Origin of the sequence: Glycocaulis abyssi, assembly GCF_041429775.1 — a bacterium.
Lineage (GTDB): Bacteria > Pseudomonadota > Alphaproteobacteria > Caulobacterales > Maricaulaceae > Glycocaulis > Glycocaulis abyssi.
Genome location: NZ_CP163421.1, coordinates 1,264,055 through 1,281,286 on the forward strand (window position 1 = coordinate 1,264,055; position 17,232 = coordinate 1,281,286).

18 protein-coding genes are annotated in these 17,232 nt (G+C 63.9%); 6 read left to right on the forward strand and 12 right to left on the reverse strand.

Annotated elements, in window-relative coordinates:
- The first annotated feature begins 26 nt into the window (after positions 1 to 26).
- Positions 27 to 920 (forward strand): diacylglycerol kinase family protein, encoded by an 894-nt coding sequence (locus AB6B38_RS06175; RefSeq protein WP_371394904.1) that lies wholly within the window; start codon positions 27 to 29, stop codon positions 918 to 920.
- Positions 917 to 1,708: a metallophosphoesterase gene (locus AB6B38_RS06180; RefSeq protein WP_371394905.1), complete on the forward strand. Its 792-nt coding sequence runs from the start codon at positions 917 to 919 to the stop codon at positions 1,706 to 1,708. The genes AB6B38_RS06175 and AB6B38_RS06180 overlap by 4 nt, the downstream gene beginning before the upstream one ends.
- Positions 1,709 to 1,711: 3 nt before the next feature.
- Here AB6B38_RS06180 and AB6B38_RS06185 read toward each other — a convergent pair whose 3' ends face one another.
- The 7 genes from AB6B38_RS06185 to AB6B38_RS06215 all read right to left on the reverse strand — a co-directional run bounded on the left by AB6B38_RS06185 (position 1,712) and on the right by AB6B38_RS06215 (position 8,299).
- Positions 1,712 to 2,149 (reverse strand): hypothetical protein, encoded by a 438-nt coding sequence (locus AB6B38_RS06185; RefSeq protein WP_371394906.1) that lies wholly within the window; start codon positions 2,147 to 2,149, stop codon positions 1,712 to 1,714.
- A 78-nt stretch (positions 2,150 to 2,227) separates the two neighbouring features.
- Positions 2,228 to 4,099 (reverse strand): ABC transporter ATP-binding protein/permease, encoded by a 1,872-nt coding sequence (locus tag AB6B38_RS06190; RefSeq protein ID WP_371394908.1) that lies wholly within the window; start codon positions 4,097 to 4,099, stop codon positions 2,228 to 2,230.
- Between the two features lie 62 nt (positions 4,100 to 4,161).
- Positions 4,162 to 5,124, reverse strand: coding sequence for a LysM peptidoglycan-binding domain-containing protein (locus AB6B38_RS06195; protein ID WP_371394909.1), 963 nt, complete (start codon positions 5,122 to 5,124; stop codon positions 4,162 to 4,164).
- A gap of 194 nt (positions 5,125 to 5,318) precedes the next feature.
- Positions 5,319 to 5,768: an SRPBCC family protein gene (locus AB6B38_RS06200; protein WP_371394910.1), complete on the reverse strand. Its 450-nt coding sequence runs from the start codon at positions 5,766 to 5,768 to the stop codon at positions 5,319 to 5,321.
- A 43-nt stretch (positions 5,769 to 5,811) separates the two neighbouring features.
- Positions 5,812 to 6,147, reverse strand: a complete 336-nt coding sequence (locus AB6B38_RS06205; RefSeq protein WP_371394911.1) for an ArsR/SmtB family transcription factor — start codon at positions 6,145 to 6,147, stop codon at positions 5,812 to 5,814.
- 86 nt (positions 6,148 to 6,233) lie between these two features.
- Complete coding sequence (gene gatB, locus AB6B38_RS06210; RefSeq protein ID WP_371394912.1) at positions 6,234 to 7,739, reverse strand: Asp-tRNA(Asn)/Glu-tRNA(Gln) amidotransferase subunit GatB; 1,506 nt, start codon at positions 7,737 to 7,739, stop codon at positions 6,234 to 6,236.
- Positions 7,740 to 7,843: 104 nt separating this feature from the next.
- Complete coding sequence (locus AB6B38_RS06215; RefSeq protein ID WP_371394913.1) at positions 7,844 to 8,299, reverse strand: Lrp/AsnC family transcriptional regulator; 456 nt, start codon at positions 8,297 to 8,299, stop codon at positions 7,844 to 7,846.
- Positions 8,300 to 8,407: 108 nt separating this feature from the next.
- Here AB6B38_RS06215 and AB6B38_RS06220 point away from each other — a divergent pair, with 108 nt between their 5' ends.
- A complete protein-coding gene (locus AB6B38_RS06220) occupies positions 8,408 to 10,099 on the forward strand; it encodes an aminotransferase class V-fold PLP-dependent enzyme (RefSeq protein WP_371394914.1) in 1,692 nt (563 codons plus the stop codon).
- A 186-nt stretch (positions 10,100 to 10,285) separates the two neighbouring features.
- On the opposite strand, the gene nadC is transcribed toward AB6B38_RS06220, so the two are convergent.
- From nadC to AB6B38_RS06245, 5 genes are all read right to left on the reverse strand, one after another.
- Complete coding sequence (nadC, locus tag AB6B38_RS06225) at positions 10,286 to 11,119, reverse strand: carboxylating nicotinate-nucleotide diphosphorylase (RefSeq protein ID WP_371394915.1); 834 nt, start codon at positions 11,117 to 11,119, stop codon at positions 10,286 to 10,288.
- On the reverse strand, positions 11,116 to 12,645 hold the full coding sequence (locus AB6B38_RS06230; RefSeq protein WP_371394916.1) for an L-aspartate oxidase: 1,530 nt from the start codon (positions 12,643 to 12,645) through the stop codon (positions 11,116 to 11,118). The genes nadC and AB6B38_RS06230 overlap by 4 nt, the downstream gene beginning before the upstream one ends.
- Before the next feature lie 91 nt (positions 12,646 to 12,736).
- Positions 12,737 to 13,864 (reverse strand): quinolinate synthase NadA, encoded by a 1,128-nt coding sequence (gene nadA, locus AB6B38_RS06235; protein ID WP_371394917.1) that lies wholly within the window; start codon positions 13,862 to 13,864, stop codon positions 12,737 to 12,739.
- A 188-nt stretch (positions 13,865 to 14,052) separates the two neighbouring features.
- A complete protein-coding gene (locus AB6B38_RS06240; RefSeq protein WP_371394918.1) occupies positions 14,053 to 14,613 on the reverse strand; it encodes a dihydrofolate reductase family protein in 561 nt (186 codons plus the stop codon).
- Positions 14,614 to 14,624: 11 nt separating this feature from the next.
- Entirely contained in the window at positions 14,625 to 15,077 is a 453-nt protein-coding gene (locus tag AB6B38_RS06245; RefSeq protein ID WP_371394919.1) for an SRPBCC domain-containing protein, read from the reverse strand.
- A gap of 96 nt (positions 15,078 to 15,173) precedes the next feature.
- On the opposite strand from AB6B38_RS06245, the gene AB6B38_RS06250 reads away from it, so the two are divergent.
- The 3 genes from AB6B38_RS06250 (at position 15,174) to AB6B38_RS06260 (ending at position 17,229) form a co-directional block, all read left to right on the forward strand.
- Positions 15,174 to 15,668, forward strand: coding sequence for a winged helix-turn-helix transcriptional regulator (locus tag AB6B38_RS06250; protein WP_371394920.1), 495 nt, complete (start codon positions 15,174 to 15,176; stop codon positions 15,666 to 15,668).
- Positions 15,669 to 15,751: 83 nt separating this feature from the next.
- Positions 15,752 to 16,633, forward strand: a complete 882-nt coding sequence (locus AB6B38_RS06255) for a glycine--tRNA ligase subunit alpha (RefSeq protein ID WP_371394921.1) — start codon at positions 15,752 to 15,754, stop codon at positions 16,631 to 16,633.
- Entirely contained in the window at positions 16,633 to 17,229 is a 597-nt protein-coding gene (locus tag AB6B38_RS06260) for a glutathione S-transferase family protein (RefSeq protein WP_371394922.1), read from the forward strand. Before AB6B38_RS06255 ends, AB6B38_RS06260 begins: the two co-directional genes overlap by 1 nt.
- Positions 17,230 to 17,232: the final 3 nt, after the last annotated feature.

Here is a 17,232-nt window from a genome sequence, read left to right on the forward strand (position 1 = left end):
TCCGCAGCGCAGCGTTATCGACCGGCATGAACCACACACAAGACACTGCAATCCGGCCAGCCACAGCCCGATCGGTCTCGCGTGCGGGCGTGGTGATAAATCCCAATGGCGGCAGCGTGCCCGCCGACGGGCGCGAGATTATTGACGCCGTTCTGTCCGGAATGGGCGTGCCGGCCCATTTTGAAATCGTCGATCACGACTGTGAAGCGGCCTGCCAACGCGTTCTGGAGCAGGATGTCGACATCATCATCGTATGGGGCGGAGATGGCACGGTGGCGTGCGCGCTGAACACGCTTAGATCCGATGATCCGCCTGTACTGCCACTGCCCGGCGGCACCATGAACATGCTGCACAAATTCGTGCACGGCGCAGATCTCGATCCTGGTACATGCCTGAAGACCGTACTGGAAAACCCCGTCGAGATGGACATCGCCGCCGGAGAGGTGCTGGAGCACCGCTTTTACGTCGGCGCCCTGCTGGGCGGGCTGACACGGCTGGCGGCCCCGCGCGAGGCGCTGCGCAATGCCGATTTGTTGCAGGCCGTAACCGAATTTGGAGAGGCCAATGCGTTTGGCCTCGACACCCCCATGCGCTGCCTGTCCGATACTGGTGCCCGCCAGGATGCGCAGGCGTTGGGCATCTTCCTGTCCGAAGACCCGGCCCGGCCCGGTTTCGATGTGCTGGCAACGGCGCCTGAGAGCCTGCTTGATCTCGCCTATACGGGCCTGACCGGCCTGCTTGCCGACTGGCGCAATGCCTGGGGCGTGGAGCGCGGATTTGCCTCAAGGGTGGACGTCGAAGCGCTTGAATCCTCAGGCATCGAGGCTACGCTGGATGGTGAACCCGTCACCCTGCCGCGGCACGCCCGTTTCACGCTCGTCAGGAAAGCAGCAAGAGTGCTGACAGCACGCGGAACATGATGCGCATCTTCCAGCTGGCCGATTTGCATTTCGGTACCGAGGACCCCGGTGCCATGACTGCGGCCGCCGAACTGATATCCGCCGCCGCGCCGGGCGCACTGATGATCTGCGGCGACCTCACACAGCGCGGCAAGCGTTCAGAGTTCGAAGCCGCAAGGGGCTGGCTTGACCAGTTCGACGTGCCGCAGCTTGTCGTGCCCGGCAATCACGACACGCCGCTCCTGAACGCGGTCTCGCGCGTCTCGCGGCCATTTTCGCGGTTTGCGCGCTATTTCTCCGACCGCAGCGCACCGCTGGATATCGGCCCCTGGCGCGCTGCCGGACTGAACTCGGCGCGCGGCTGGCAAGCCCGGTCAAACTGGGCGGAGGGGTCGATCAGCACGGCCCAGCTGAAAATCGCGCTGGGCGAGATCGGCGAGCAGCCGGGCATACTGGTATGCCACCACCCGCTCAAACCGCCCGCCACCGCACCGCTGCACACGCGGACGGCGCGCGGGATCAAGGCAAGCGCCATGATTGCGCCGAGCCCGGTACGCCTGGTCCTGTCAGGTCATGTCCACGGCGCATCGGCAGACCTGCACAGCTATTCGCAAGGCTCCTATCTCTCGCTGACGGCAGGCACACTGTCCACGCGGCTGCGCGAGGGGCAGCCTTCCTTCAGCGAGATCGTTCTGGATGGTGAAGGCGTGGAGGTGACGGCCCATCGTTTTGACGGCAAGCGCTTTGCCCCCCACACGCTCGGCCAGTTCAGGATTGGCCCTGACGGCGCGATTGCACAGGCGCGCTGAGCGCTACCCGCCGACCAGCTTCTTCAGCCAGCTGAACCGGCCCGATGATGCAGCTGCGCTCTTCGCGCCGTCCTGCCGGGCGGAGAGCAGAAAGGCATCCGCTTCCTCCACCGTACGAAACAGGCCGACATTGCGCCCTGCCCGGAGGAGTTCTTCGGTGAAGACCTCGATGAAACGGGCATCATTGCTGTGGCCCGGACGGACAATAGCCAGCGCCAGGGTAGGCGGTGTCTCGCGGGCAAACATGCGGGCCAGCTCAGGGGCTTCCGAATGCGAGATCAGTATCTCGGCCCGTCCCATATCCATAAGGACTTCGCGCGCGCCCTCATCTTCCACCAGAGCCGCGTAAAGCGCGAAGGATTCCATCGCGTCCTGCCAGTCGACACTGCCCTCACGTTCAGACGTGATCCGCCAGTTCCGGGTCTTTACAGAACGTCCCACACGCGCGCCCTCCAGCGACAATAACCGTACGCACACTAGGGACGAGGCGTTTACAGGAACTGAACCCGCCAGCGGGAACTACAGTGCACGCTCGCGCGCGGCGGTGGCTGCACGCACCTGACGCGCCGCATCCACGGCCTTGATCTGGCGGTCCCACATGGCCGCATATTTGCCGCCCAGCGCCACCAGCTCCTCATGCGTACCCTGCTCGGCGATGGTACCTGCATCCAGGACATAGATCTTGTCGGCACGGGCGATGGTGGAGAGCCGGTGCGCAACCGATATAACCGTGCGCCCCTTCATCACCTCGTCGAGCGCTTCTTGCACATCGCTTTCGGTTTCGGAATCCAGAGCCGATGTGGCCTCGTCAAGGATCAGGATGGGCGGGTCTTTCAAAATGGCACGCGCTACGCCGACACGCTGCTTCTCACCGCCGGAGAGTTTCAGCCCCCGCTCGCCCACACGCGTTTCCAGACCGTCCTGCAAATCCTCCACGAAGGCACGCAGACGCGCCCGGTCAATCGCATTCCAGAGTTGCTCCTCGGTGGCATCAGGGCGCCCGTAGAGCAGGTTCTGGCGCAGCGTATCGTTGAACAGCACCACATCCTGCGGCACCAGCCCCAGGGCGTTGCGCAGGCTCTCCTGCGTCACGTGCGCGATGTCCTGACCGTCAATCAGCACGCGGCCCTTGTCAGGGTCAAAGAAGCGCAAGAGCAGCCGCAAGGTGGTGGATTTGCCGGAACCGGACGGCCCCGCAATTCCCACGAACGTGCCGCCCGTGACATCAAAGCTCAGATTGGCAACCGACCGCGAGCGGCCCTCATGGGCAAAGGACACGTTGTCAAAGGACATCGCGCCGTCGGTCACAACCAGCTCTGCCGCGCCCGGCCTGTCCTGAACATCCGGCACCAGGGTCAGCGTCTCGAAAAGGCGTTCCAGATCAATGGCAGCCTGGCGGATCTGCCGGTAGGCAAAACCCAGAATGTTGAGCGGCTGATAGACGCTCATCAGCAGAAGGGTCAGGGCCGCGACATCGCCCGGCTGCAAGCGGCCTTCCAGCGCCAGCAGCGCTCCGACCAGCATGACAGCCAGAAGCCCGCCATTCATAATCGCCGCCTGCACGATATTGAGCGTCTGCAGGCTCTGGTCGGCCTTGGTTGCCGCCACTGCATAGCGGCCGCGCGCCTCGTCAAAGCGGGCCGATTCGCGCCTCTCGGCGGCAAAGGCTTTCACCGTCTCGAAATTGCCGAGGATATCGACCGCGCGCGCATTGACCTCGCTGTCGGCCTCATTCATCTGCCGGCGCAGCTTCACGCGCCACTCGGTCAGGAACCACGTCACCAGCGCATAGGCCGCAACCGCGCCGACAATGATGGCTGAGAATATCCACCCATAGCGCAGCGCCACGATGACGGACGCCAGAATCAGCTCGATTACCGCCGGCACGATGTTGAAAACCAGATAGCGCAGCAGGAAATCGACCGCCCCCGCGCCCCGGTCAATGATCCGGTTCACGGCGCCCGCCCGGCGTGTCTGGTGGTAGCGCAGCGACAGGGACTGCACGTGCAGGAAGCCCTTCAGCGCGACGATGCGCTGGGCATCCTGCGAGACGCGCGCAAACATCATGTCGCGCAATTGCGGTGCGGAATTGGAGGCAAATCGCGCCAGTGCATAGGCTACGAACGCGCCGCCAAACGTCCAGAACGCGACCGTCGCCCCGGCATCCACGCCATCAATGAGCGCATTCAGGCCATCGCCGAAAAGAACCGGCGCCAGAACGGCGAACATCTTGGCCACGACGGTGAGCAGGAACGCCACCACCATGCGCGTGCGCCAACGTGCCATGTCCCGTGAGGCGAGGATGCCCACAACACGTGCGATGGCTTCGCCCAGCCGCCCCTGGGGGAGCTGACCGTCGGGCGTGGTGACTACATCGCTCGGTGTTGCCATACAGCATGCATAGGCTGATTAGCCTTTGGCAACAATGCCTTTGAAGGGGCAGCGCGGCAAAACTAGCCTTCGTCGGGCGTGGCCAGAACCTGGCCCGGATAAATCAGGTCCGGATCACGAATCTGCTCGCGATTTGCCTGGTAGATGACGGTGTACTGAAAGCCGTCACCATAGAGCCGGCGCGCGATACGCCAGAGCGAATTGCCCGGCTGCACGACAACTCTCTGGCCGCCAAGAGCCAGCTGCTCCCGGCTGGCGCGCTCAAACGGCAGCACGATGACGGCGGTGACGCGGCCCTCATCGTCCAGCTGGTCAAGCTGGAGATCATAGACGCCCGGTTCAAAGCCCGTGCTGGCCGAAACGCTCCAGCGGCCAGCGGCGTCAGCCTGCGTTTCGGCAACAATCTCGCCATTGGCCAGAATGCGCACGCCCGCATTGGGCTCGGCGCGGCCAGAGAAGATGACCGAGCCATTCTCGTCATAATCCACGGTTTCAAGAACCAGCGGACCAACGCCGATACCATCTTGCGGGCCTTGCAGGACGCGGCTCGCCTCGCCCGGACGGCCCAGCACCACCAGAGGTGTTTCATCGCGGGACGCCGGCACCGAGACCACGACAACCTGATCTGAGCGCACTTCCTGACCATCCGGTGTGCGCATGAGCAGGCTCAGCTCGACCGTGCCGGTGGGCAGCGGGTTTTGCAGGATGATGACCCATTCGCCCGCTGATGTGATGGCGGTGCGGGTCAGTTCGCTCTGATTGGCCAGCAGCGCCACCTCGGCGCCCGGAGCGCCGCGTCCGGCAATCACCGCATTGCCGCGTGCATCCACGCGCACCACGTCAAAGCTGGGCGGGGTAAGGCTGGTCGCGGGCTGGCGCGGTGCTTCGCGTTCAACCTGCTCGGACGCTTCAGGCGCGGCGGGCTCCGGGTCTGCCGCAGGGCGCGTCGCGATGTAAACGCCAGCTGCCGCTATCGCGGCTACCAGCAGGACCGCAGCTATGATGAAAGACCGCGTGGCCGCCATGTGACGTCTCTCCTGAACGCGCATCCTGGTAAAGAGGATACGGGGGTCTAACCTTGTCGGCCGCAAACCTTGCAAGGTGCGGGCCGCACGGGTGCTGATCCCCCAGCCGGTCCATTACTACACAGCCGCCATGGCAAAAATAGGGAGGGACTGCAGATGAGTCCCTCCCCGGTTCATGCATCAAGCAAGGAGTATCAGGCGCGTCCGGCTTTCAGTTCGGCCACAACCTCCTGAAGCTGGGTGAGCGCCGTGCCCCACCCCTCATGGAAGCCCATATCCACATGGCGTTTGCACCCCGCCTCGTCCTTGTGCAGCGCATAGGCGGTGTAGCGCGTACCCTCGCCTTCGGGTTCGAAATAGATGAGCGCGGAGAAGAAGGCGTCAGCCGTGGGCCGCCAGTCATCGTCCAGCGCGTCGGTAAAGGCGATCAGGCGCTCGGACTGCACATCAATGAACATGCCCTTATTGTCAAATTCCTTGCCCTCAGGCGAGCGCATCACAGTATGGAAGAGCCCGCCGGGGCGCAGAACCATGTCTGCGGCCACCGTCTGCCATGGCCGGGGCGTCCACCATTTGACGAAATGCTCCGGCTTGGTCCACGCCTCCCACACCAGTGCGACCGGCGCGTCAATAAAGCGGCTCATCTCTAGATCCAGGGAAGGATTGGGCTTGGGACGTTTCATAAATTTATTCCTTGTTCTTCAGTGATATGACGTAGGCATCAAACTGGTCGAACCGGCTCTCCCAGAGGGCGCGCTGTCCGCTTAGCCAGTCCTCGGCTTCGCGCAATGTCTCCGTTCTCAACGCACAGATGCGCACCCTGCCCTCCTTGCGTGTGGTGATCAGCCGTCCAGCCTCCAGCACTTTGAGGTGTTGCAGCACGGTCGGCATGGCCATGGAGAAGGGCCGCGCGACCTCCGAAACCGATGCCGGCCCCTCCATCAGGCGCGCAATCACCGCCCGCCGCGTGGGATCGGCAAGCGCATGGAAGGTTGTGTCGAGAGCGGATGTTTGGTTAGCCATATGACTAACTATTATCATCTCGACAGGCACGTCAAGATGGTTAGGTGTTTGGCTTAGTGTTTAATGCGGGGGGAAGGAAGGGGAAATCAGATCCCCAGCTTTTTCCTCAGGATCTCGTTGACCGCCTGCGGATTGGCCTTGCCGCCGGTCGCCTTCATCGCCTGACCGACAAACCAGCCGAGCGTCTGCGGTTTGACCTTCACCTTTTCGGCCTGCTCAGGATTGGCCGCGATCAGCTCATCCACCACCTTCTCGATGGCGCCGGTATCGGTGACCTGTTTCATCCCGCGCGCTTCGACGATCTGTTCAGGGTCGCCGCCCTCGGCCCAGACGATTTCGAACACGTCCTTGGCGATCTTGCCGGAAATGACATTGGAGGTGATGAGGCTGACCAGCTTTGCCAGCTGTTGCGGGCTGACCGGGCTTTCGGTAATCCCCAAGCCTTCCTTGTTCAGCCGGCCAAAGAGCTCGTTATTGACCCAGTTGGCAGAGAGCTTGGCATCCGCGCCCGCAATCACGGCTTCGAAATAGTCCGCGCGGTCCTTGTCAGCCGTCAGCACCGAGGCGTCGTATTCGGACAGGCCCAGCACCTCGACAAAGCGCTTGCGCTTGGCTTCGGGCAATTCAGGCAGGTTGACGCGGATGTTCTCGATGAAGCTTTCTTCCAGCTCCAGCGGTAAAAGGTCCGGATCGGGGAAGTAGCGGTAATCGTGGGCTTCTTCCTTGGAGCGCATGGCCCGCGTGACGCCGGTATTGGCATCAAACAGGCGCGTCTCCTGGTCGATCTTCCCGCCTTCCTCGATAATGTCGATCTGGCGGCGGGCCTCATACTCGATCGCCTGCATGATGAAGCGCAGCGAGTTGACGTTCTTGATCTCGCAGCGCGTGCCCAGATGCTTGAAATCGCCGGTCTCGCGGAATTTCTCGTACTGGCCGGGACGGCACACAGACACGTTCACGTCCGCGCGCATCTGGCCCTTTTCCATGTCCCCCCCGCACGTATCGAGATAGCGCACAATGGTACGCAGCGTGCGCACATAGGCAGCCGCTTCCTGCGGCGAGCGCACGTGCGGCTTGGAGACGATTTCCATCAGCGCGACGCCGGAGCGGTTGAGGTCCACATAGGTCGCGTTCGGATCGAGATCGTGGATCGACTTGCCCGCATCCTGCTCCAGATGCAGCCGCTCAATGCCAACCGTGAAGCGCGAGCCATCATCGCGCTCGCACACGATCTCGCCCTCGCCCACTATGGGGAACTGGAACTGGCTGATCTGATAGCCCTGCGGCAGGTCAGGATAGAAATAATTCTTCCGGTCAAAGCGCGAGAAACGGTTGATCTGCGCATTCAGACCCAGCCCGGTCTTCACCGCCTGCTCCACACAGCGCTGATTGATAACCGGCAGCATGCCGGGCATGGCCGCATCAACGAGGCTGACATGCGTGTTCGGCGCTGCCCCGAACTCGGTGGATGCGCCGGAGAACAGCTTGGCGTGCGACTGCACCTGCGCGTGGACCTCCAGCCCGATCACGATCTCCCATTCCCCGGTCGCGCCGGGCAGGGTGTAGCGGTGGGTGGCATCATCAAGCGGCATGGCAAGTCTCATCAGGTGGAGGAAGTGGTTTCAACGCATGTAATGTCGCGCAGAAACGCATTTGGCTAGGGATTTTCCTCAGAAGCTGACGGACTGTCATCCTCTCAAACCGGCAATTCCGTCGTGTTCTTGATCGCTTCCATGGCGAAACTCGCGCTGACATCCGACAATGGCGCGATGGCGATGAGTTTCTTATAGAAGGCGTCGTAATCGGCAATCTCCGGCAGGGCGATCTTGATGAGGTAGTCCACCTCGCCGCTCATCCGGTAGAACTCGATCACTTCGGGCAGGCGCGCGACGCCCCTGGAGAAGCGCTCCAGCCAGTCGGCATCGTGGCGGCTGGTTTTCACGAAGATGAAAAGCGTGGCGCGCAAGCCCAGCCCTTCCTGATCGATCAGCGCAACACGGCCCCGGATCAGCCCCGCCTCCTCCATGCGTTTGATACGCCGGTTGACCGGCGTGGCGCTGAGGCCCACCGCATCGGCCAGCTCCTGCACGGTCTGGTCTGCATTGGCCTGCAACAGACGCAAAATCTTCCGGTCGTGGTCGTCAAGCTCCATGCTTGCAGCCTTTCATGGTGATTTTCACTATCATACGCGAGAATACGCGCTGAAATAGGTCAAAAGCACTCAGCAAGCCGTGATTTCCTGACAGCAAGAGGAGGAATCATGGCTGCAACAGACATTTCCGGCACCCGTAACGTGGACGCGCTGCGCGAAGGGCTGACCGCCCGGCATGGCATGATCCGCACGCCTTTCGGGGAGCGCCCGCTTGTCTATGCAGACTATACCGCCTCCGGCCGCCCGCACCGCGCGGTGGAAGACCAGATCAATGCGCTCCATACCCTCCTCGCCAATCCGCATACCGAAGACAGTGCCACGGGCCGGGCCTCCAATGCCTGGCTGAAAAGCGCCGAAACCATTATCAAGCGCGCGGTGAACGCCTCTGCCGATGACGCGCTCATCCCGTGCGGAGCAGGTGCCACCGCCGCCATCCACAAGCTGCAGGAAATCCTCGGGATTGCCTGCCCGCCCGCCAGCCTTGCCCGCATGAGCGATGCGGTCAGCGCCGCGCTGGGGGCAGAGGCGAAAGCCGCGCTGGAAGCCCATCTCGGCGCCACGCGTCCCGTCGTCTTTGTCGGCCCGTACGAGCACCACTCCAATGAGCTGAGCTGGCGCGAAAGCATGGCCGAAGTGGTGCGGGTGAAGCTCTGCCCCGATGGCGGGATAGACTTTGCGGCGCTGGAAACTCTGCTCAAAGCCCCGCAATGGCAGGGAAGGATGCGCATTGGCGCGTTCTCGGCAGCCTCCAACGTCACCGGCATCATCAGCGATGTGCGCCGGCTGGCGAAGCTGTTGCACGCGCATGACGCCATTCTGGCGCTCGATTGCGCGGCCAGCGCGCCCTATCTGGCCATCGACATGCACCCTGCGGATGAGCCGGACGCCTATGTGGACGCCATCTCCTTCTCGCCGCACAAATTTGTCGGCGGGCCGGGATCATGCGGCGTTCTGGTGTTCAACAAGGCCCTCTATCGCAATGACCTGCCCCCCACCTGCTGCGCGGGCGGCACGGTGCGCTATGTGTGGGATGGCGGGCATGACTTCCTGGACGACGTGGAGGCGCGCGAGAAGGCCGGCACGCCCGGCCTGCCCCAGCTGGTACGCGCCGCTTTGGCACTGGAGCTGCGCGATGCGCTGGGGCTGGAGCGCCTGCACAGAATTGAGCAGGACTATCTGGAGCGCGCTTTCGCCGCGTGGCAGAACTGTCCCGGCGTCGAGATACTGGGCCCGCAAGACCCGTCCCGGCGGCTCGCCATCGTGTCGTTCAACCTGCGTGATCCGCGCGGCGGCTGGCTGCATCCGCGCTTCGTGACGACGCTTCTGAGCGATCTGTTCGGCATTCAGGCGCGCGCGGGCTGTGCCTGCGCCGGGCCGTACGCGCACGATCTGCTGGGTCTGGGAGAAGACGAGGCGCTGGCCTATCGCGACGCCGTCCTCTCCGGTCATGCGGGCGTACGGCCGGGCTGGAGCCGGGTCAGCCTGCACTGGGCGATGGACGAGGCGGAGATCGGCTATATCGTCGACGCCATCGCCTTCCTGGCGGCTGAGGGCTGGAAATTCCTCGACCTTTACCGGTTTGATCTCTCCACCGGCGCGTGGAGCTGGCGCGGGGCGGCACGCATGGATGCGCGCGAGGCAATCTGCGGCGAATGCCCTGAGGATCGCGGCGCGCTGTTTGCCGCCCTGCTGGACGAAGCCAGGACACGCGCCTGCGCCCTCTCTCCCTGCCCGGACGCCCGCCTCCGCCTGCCTGAACCGGTGGAGCGCTTGCGCCAGTTTTCCCTGCCGACTCTCTGACACGCAGATCTCGACCGGGTTTGCGGTCCTGTGGGCCGAGATGTTGTCCTCCCCCGTTTACGGGGGAGGTGTCAGCGCAGCTGACGGAGGGGGGAACTTTTTCGGATTATCCCCCCCCCCCTCGCCGCTTCGCGGCACTCCCCCCGTGAACGGGGGGAGACAAAGTGGGGCGCAGGAGAAATCCCCCTACCCCTCATCCATGCCGAAATCGAAATTCGGGGCAGAATGGGTGAGCGCGCCGACCGAGATCACGTCCACGCCGGTTTCGGCGATGGCGCGTACGGTGTTGAGATCAACGCCGCCGGACGCCTCTAAGGTAACCTTACCCTTGGCGGCTTTCACGGCGGCCTTCATGTCATCCAGCGGAAAATTGTCGAGCAGTACGCTCTCCGCCCCCGCCGCCAGCGCCTCATCGAGCTGGTCCAGCCGGTCAATCTCGACCGCCACGCGAATCATGTGCCCGGCATGGGCTTTGGCACGACGCACCGCCTCGCCCACACTGCCCGCAACCGCCACGTGATTATCCTTGATCAGGATGGCATCATCGAGCCCGAAACGGTGGCTCGCCCCGCCGCCAGCGCGCACGGCGGCCAATTCCAGCGCGCGAAGCGTCGGCGTGGTCTTGCGGGTGTGGGCGATGGCCACGCCGGTGCCTTTGACCGCCTCCACATAGCTCTGCGTCAGCGTGGCAATGCCGCTGAGGCGCCCGAGGAAGTTCAGCGCCGTGCGCTCGGCCATCAGGATGGCGCGGACAGACCCCTCCACCGCCAGCACCACATCGCCTGCGGCCAGCGTGTCGCCGTCCTTCGCGCGCCAATAGGTCTTCAGCGTGGGGTCGCATTGGCGGAACACTTCCGCCGCCACCGCCTGCCCAGCCAGCACGCCAGTCCCCCGCGAGGCGATGACGAAGGCGGCATGGGCGTGGGCGGGGATCACCGCTTCGCTGGTTACATCGCCGCGCCCGCCCAGATCCTCGGCCAGCGCGCGGGCCACGATGTCTTGGAGATAAGCGCTGTTCATTCGGCAGGCTCCGCCAGCGGAGAAATGTGAGGATGCACAGCGCGCGCGTCGGCGAGCGTCAGGCGGGTATGGGCGGCCACTGCTGCCGTCGCGGGACAATCGCTGCGGAAATGCCCGCCCCGGCTCTCGGTGCGGGTCAACGCCCCCGCCGCCACAAAACGCGCGGCGATCAGCGCATCGGCCTCGCCATGAGCGGCTTCCAGCGTGTCGATAAGATCAATCAGGCGGGCGAGCCCCGCCGCCTCACGCTCCACGCCCGCCTGCATCGCCATGGCGGCACGCAAGCGCGCCAGAGCGTCAGCGGGCAGCGCCGGGGCCGGATCGGCCTCAACCGGCGTCAGCGCACGCTGGGAGGCGTTCTTCAGCGCCTCTGCCGCACGCCGTCCGAAGACGAGACCTTCCAGCAAGGAGTTGGAGGCCAGCCGGTTCGCGCCATGCACGCCGGTGGAGGCGCACTCACCCACGGCCCACAGGCCCGGCACGCCGGTAAAGCCATCTGTGTCCGTCGCCACACCGCCCATATGATAGTGCGCAGCAGGCGCGACCGGGATGGGCTCAAGGCGCGGATCAATGCCCGCCGCCATGCAGGCAGCAAACACGGCCGGGAAGCGATCGGGGAACTCCTCGCCCACCGCCGCACGGGCATCGAGATAGGCTCCGCGCCCGGTCTTCACCTGACGGTGGACAGCGCGGGCCACCACATCGCGCGGGGCGAGCTCTGCATCGGCGTGAACGCCGCGCATGAAGCGATGGCCTTTGGCGTCGATGAGCGTGGCCCCCTCCCCGCGCAGGGCTTCGGTGGCGAGCGGTGCCGGATCGCGGCCCACATCAATGGCGGTCGGGTGGAACTGGACAAATTCCGGGTCCTGAATGACCGCGCCGAGCCGTGCCGCCCAGGCCAGAGCCTGCCCCTGGCTGCTGGCGGGCGTGGTCGTCACGCCATAAAGCCCGCACAGGCTTCCCGTGGCCAGCACCACATCGCTGGCGAGGAGGTCATGGCGTTTGCCTGACGGATCAAACGCGATCACGCCTGCACAGCCGCCTTTTTCATCGGGGATCAGGCCGGCTGCACGCCAGCCCTCGCGGATCTCGATATGGGGCGCGGCTTGAACGGCGCGGATGAGCGCGGCGAGAATGCCCGCCCCTGCCTGATCGCCCTTCACCCGCGCCACGCGGGCACGCGAATGCGCGGCTTCGCGCGACAATGCCCAGCCGCCGTCCGCCTCGCGCTCGAACGGCGCGCCCAGCGCATAGAGCGCCTCGATCTCGGCAGGTCCGGCTTCGGCCAGAAGGCGCGCTGCCGCCTCATCGACCAGCCCGGCGCCAGCGGCAATCGTGTCGCGCGCATGCAAGGACGGGCTGTCATCGCCCCCCAGCGCTGCGGCCACCCCGCCCTGCGCCCAGCCGGTGGAGCTGCTCCTCCCCAGCCTTGCCCCCGTCAGCAGGACCACCCGGCGCGGGGCGGCATGCAGCGCGGTCCAAAGACCCGCTATGCCAGCGCCAATGATGATGAGGGGATGGTTCACGGGAAAACCTCAATTAAGCGTTTCACCGGCGCAAGCCGGTGCCCAGTTTTTCTGGGTCCCGGCGTTCGCCGGGAAAACGAGAAATGAGTGACTAAACCCTCACATAGGGGATGGAGACGGCAGGTTTGCTGGTATCGAAGGCGGGCGGCTTGCCAAGCGAGGGCAGCGCCAGCATGGCGTCTACACTGGCCTTGGCGCGCGTCGCGATTCCCGGATCGACATGGACTTCATGCTTCATGTCACGCAGCGCCTCATAGATGCCGCGCAGCGTGATGCGCTTCATGTGAGGGCAGAGATTGCAGGGCTTTACGAAGTTCACGCCCGGATTTTCCACCGCCACATTATCGCTCATCGAGCACTCGGTGATGAGGATGGCCGTTTGCGGCTGGTGGTCCTTCACATAAGCCGCCATCGCGCCGGTGGAGCCGGCAAAGTCAGCGGCTTTGAGCACGTCTGGCGGGCACTCAGGGTGCGTGATGATCATGGCTTCGGGGTGGGCGGCGCGAAGGGTCTCGATATCTTCCACCGTGAACTGCTCATGCACCTCGCAGGAGCCTTTCCAGGTGAGGATGCGGATGCCGGTCTGGCTCGCGACATTCTTGGCCAGATACTCGTCCGGAATGAGGATGACCGTGTCGGTATTCCATTCCGCCGCAATGGCTTCGACCACTTGCACCGCGTTCGACGAGGTGCAGCAAATGTCGGAATACGCCTTCACCTCGGCCGAGGTGTTCACATAGGTGACGATCGGATAATCGGGATAAGCCTCTCGGATAGCGCGCACATTCGCGCCGGTGATGGATGCGGCGAGCGAACAGCCCGCGCGCTCATCGGGGATCAGCACGGTCTTTTCCGGCGAGAGGATTTTCGCCGTCTCGGCCATGAAGTGGACGCCGGCCTGCACGATAACGCGGGCTTCGGTTTTCGCCGCTTCCTGCGCGAGTTTGAGCGAGTCACCCATGATATCGCCCACCGTGTGGAAGATGTCGGCGGTCATGTAATTATGGGCGAGGATGACGGCGCCGCGCTCGACTTTCAGGCGGTTGATCGCGTCGATCAGCGGCGCATGCAGCGGCCACTCCATCAGCGTCACCACTGATTTCACCTTCTCATAGAGGTGATCGGTGCGCGCCTTCACCCCCGCATCATAAACCAGCGTATCGGCTTCGGGCCATGCATTATCAAGGGTTTGCAGGCGGGTCGGGTCGTGCCGGTCCATCGCGTCTCATCCTCTCCCTGCCCTCTTTTGCTCATTTTGAGCATTACGAGGGGCCAGAAAATCGGCGGGCCGTTTACCGGTCTCGCCGTTATGCTCTTTATGAGCCTAAGGTGGGACGTTTCTACGCCCGCACAAGGGGGGATGCAAGACAGTTTTCTTACACCCCATCGTGAGAAGCGCGGGTACGCCTATCTCACACGCCCATAGCGCAGCAGCACGACATCCTTTTTCATGGGCCGGGCTTCCAGCAGGGAGAGTTTCCTTTGCTCCGCCCATTGCTTGAACAGCGGCACACCCTCTCCCAGCAATAGCGGCGCAATGCCGATGCGGTACTCGTCAAACAGATCCGCCTCGATCAGCGGACGGGCCAGGTCCGCACTGCCGAAAAGATAGAGGTCCTTGCCGCCTTCGGCCTTCAGCCGCGTGATCTCCGCCACCGGGTCGGTGTTGAACATTGTCACGTTGGACCAGTCGGAGCGCTCCACCGTGCGCGAGAAGACATATTTCGGCAGCGTGTTCATGAAATGGGCGACATTGGCCTCCGGCCCGTCCGCCGCTGCCGGCCAGTGGCTCGCCATCAGATCGTGGGTGCGCCGTCCGAACACCATGGCGCCCATCGCCTCGCCCTGCTGCATGGAGAGCGCCTCCATATCCTCGCTCCAGGCATCGGCCATCCACGCAATATCATGGCCGGGGCCTTCAAACCGGCCATCGAGGCCCATCAGATTCCACATGATCAGCTTGCGCATGGGCGCTGTCCTCACGCCGCGCGGGCGAGTTCGCCGGCAAGATTATCAAGCGAAGCGCCATAGCCGTGGCGATAGCCGTCGGCCATGCCGGGCACAAACTCTGTCACCTGGCAGGTCACGATCTGGCGGGTGCCCTTGCCGTCTGCAGCCAGCGAGACGCTGACCAGCGCCGCACACATCGGTTTTCCGGCCTCGCTGATGGTTTCGGCCAAGACGATCCGCTCGTTCTGGACAATATCGAGATAGAGGACTTCGGCCTGAAACCGCAGATCACCCTTCGCGCCGCAGCGGGCGAGATCACGCCCGCCAACGCGGAAATCGGATTGCTCATAGCGCAGCTCATGGTCCGGGCCGGGCACGGCCCAGCGGCTCATCGCCTCGCTATCCGCCCAGGCCGCGAACACCTGCTCCGGCGTTGCATCATAGGTGCGGTCGAACCGCACCGTGTCGTGGGAAAGGGTCATGGCTGGGCCTCCAAACCAATTGCGTTTATCAACTGGTTGCAGCATGCTTCGAACCACATCAGATATGCAAGTGGTTTTTGAGGGAAATTGCAGGCCATGGCCGATGCGCCCCGTTCGGGCTGTCCGATCAATCTGTCGGTGGAGGTGTTCGGCGATCGCTGGAGCCTGCTCATCCTGCGCGACATGATCTTTGGCGGGCGCAGGCACTTCCTCGACCTGATGAAGAACCAGGAAGGCATCTCGACCAATATTCTCGGAGACCGGCTCAAACGCCTTGTCGCGCTCGGCATGCTGACCGCTGCGCCGGACCCCACTCACCGGCAGCGCATGATCTATTCGCTGACCGAACAGGCGATCCAGCTGATCCCGATAATGGCGCACTTAGGCGCGTGGGGGCGCAGGCATCTGCCCGTCACCCCTGCCCTTTCGATCCGCGCGCAAGTGCTGGAGGAAGGCGGCCCGGCCATGTGGGAGGACTTCATGGAGGATTTGCGCGCCGAGCACCTCGGCCAGCCGCGCAAAGACCCGTCACGCCCACGGGTGCGCGACCGGCTGCAGGCGGCCTATGAAGCGATAGCGGGGGAAGGGTGACACCGCCTGATCTGCGGCTTGATTGCGGGCGCGGGCGCGCCTAGGTTCGCGCGCGATTTTCCAACCCGCCGGAAACATGTGTCATGGTCGAGCAAAAAGCCCCGTCCTTTCAGGACCTGATCCTGACGCTCCAGCACTACTGGGCGAAGCAGGGCTGCGCCATTCTCCAGCCCTATGACACCGAAGTCGGCGCCGGCACGCTGCACCCGGCCACCACGCTGCGCTCGCTGGGGCCGAAGCCGTGGCGGGCGGCCTATGTGCAGCCCTCGCGCCGTCCGGGCGACGGGCGCTATGGCGAGAACCCCAATAGGCTGCAGCATTATTACCAGTTCCAGGTGCTCCTGAAGCCCTGCCCGGCCGATATTCAGGACCTTTATCTCGGCTCTCTCGATGCGCTCGGCATCGACCGGCGCCTGCACGATGTGCGCTTTGTGGAGGATGACTGGGAGAACCCGACCGTCGGCGCGTGGGGGCTTGGCTGGGAGGTCTGGTGCGACGGGATGGAGGTCAGCCAGTTTACTTACTTTCAGCAGGTCGGCGGGCTGGATGTGGAGCTGGTCTCCGGCGAGCTGACATACGGGCTCGAACGCCTCGCCATGTATGTGCAGGGCGTGGAGAATGTCTACGATCTCGATTTCAACGGCGCGGGCCTGACCTACGGCAATGTGTTCCTTGAAAACGAGCGCCAGCACTCCGCCTTCAATTTCGAGCATGCCGATGTCGACATGCTGATCGAATGGTTCAAGGGCGCGGAAAAGCAGTGCATGGCGCTGCTCAGCCTGCCGACGCCCCTGCCCCTGCCCGCCTATGACTGGTGCCTGAAAGCCTCCCATCTCTTCAACCTCGTCGATGCGCGCGGCGCGATCTCGGTCGCTGAACGCGCCAGCTGGATCGCGCGGGTGCGTGAGCTCGCCAAGGGCTGCGCCAGCGCCTGGGTGGAACAGCAGAAAAAGGATGCTGCGTGATGAGTGTGAAGCTTTACCACAACCCGCAATCGCGCGCCGTGATGATGCACTGGCTGCTGGAGGAGATCGGCTGCCCCTACGAGCTGGTCCCCGTCCAGTATGATGACGGCTCGATGCGCTCGGATTCCTTCCTGAAGCTCAACCCGATGGGCAAGATTCCGGTGCTGGTCGACGGCGAGACGGTGGTGACCGAAACGGTCGCCATCGCGCTCTATCTCGCTGACAGGTTCAAGACCCCCAACGATCTTGCTCCTGCCATCAATGACGCCACGCGCGGCGATTATCTGCGCTGGATCGCCTTCCAGTCGGGCGCGGTGGAACCGGCCATGATGCAGGCGGGCGCCAAGTTCGAGGCCAAGCGCGAACAGGCTGGCTGGGGCTCAGCCGAGCTGGTGGTGGACGTGCTCGAACAGCGTATTTCCAGGGCGAGCCCGTGGCTGCTGGGCGACAAGTTCTCCGCAGCTGACGTGGTGCTCGGCGGATCGCTGAGCTGGGCGGTGGGGTGGAAACTCTTCCCCGCGCGCCCCGGATTTGCAGACTATCTCGAACGCCTGACCAACCGGCCCGCTTACAAGCGCGCTTTCGCCACCAGCTAGAAG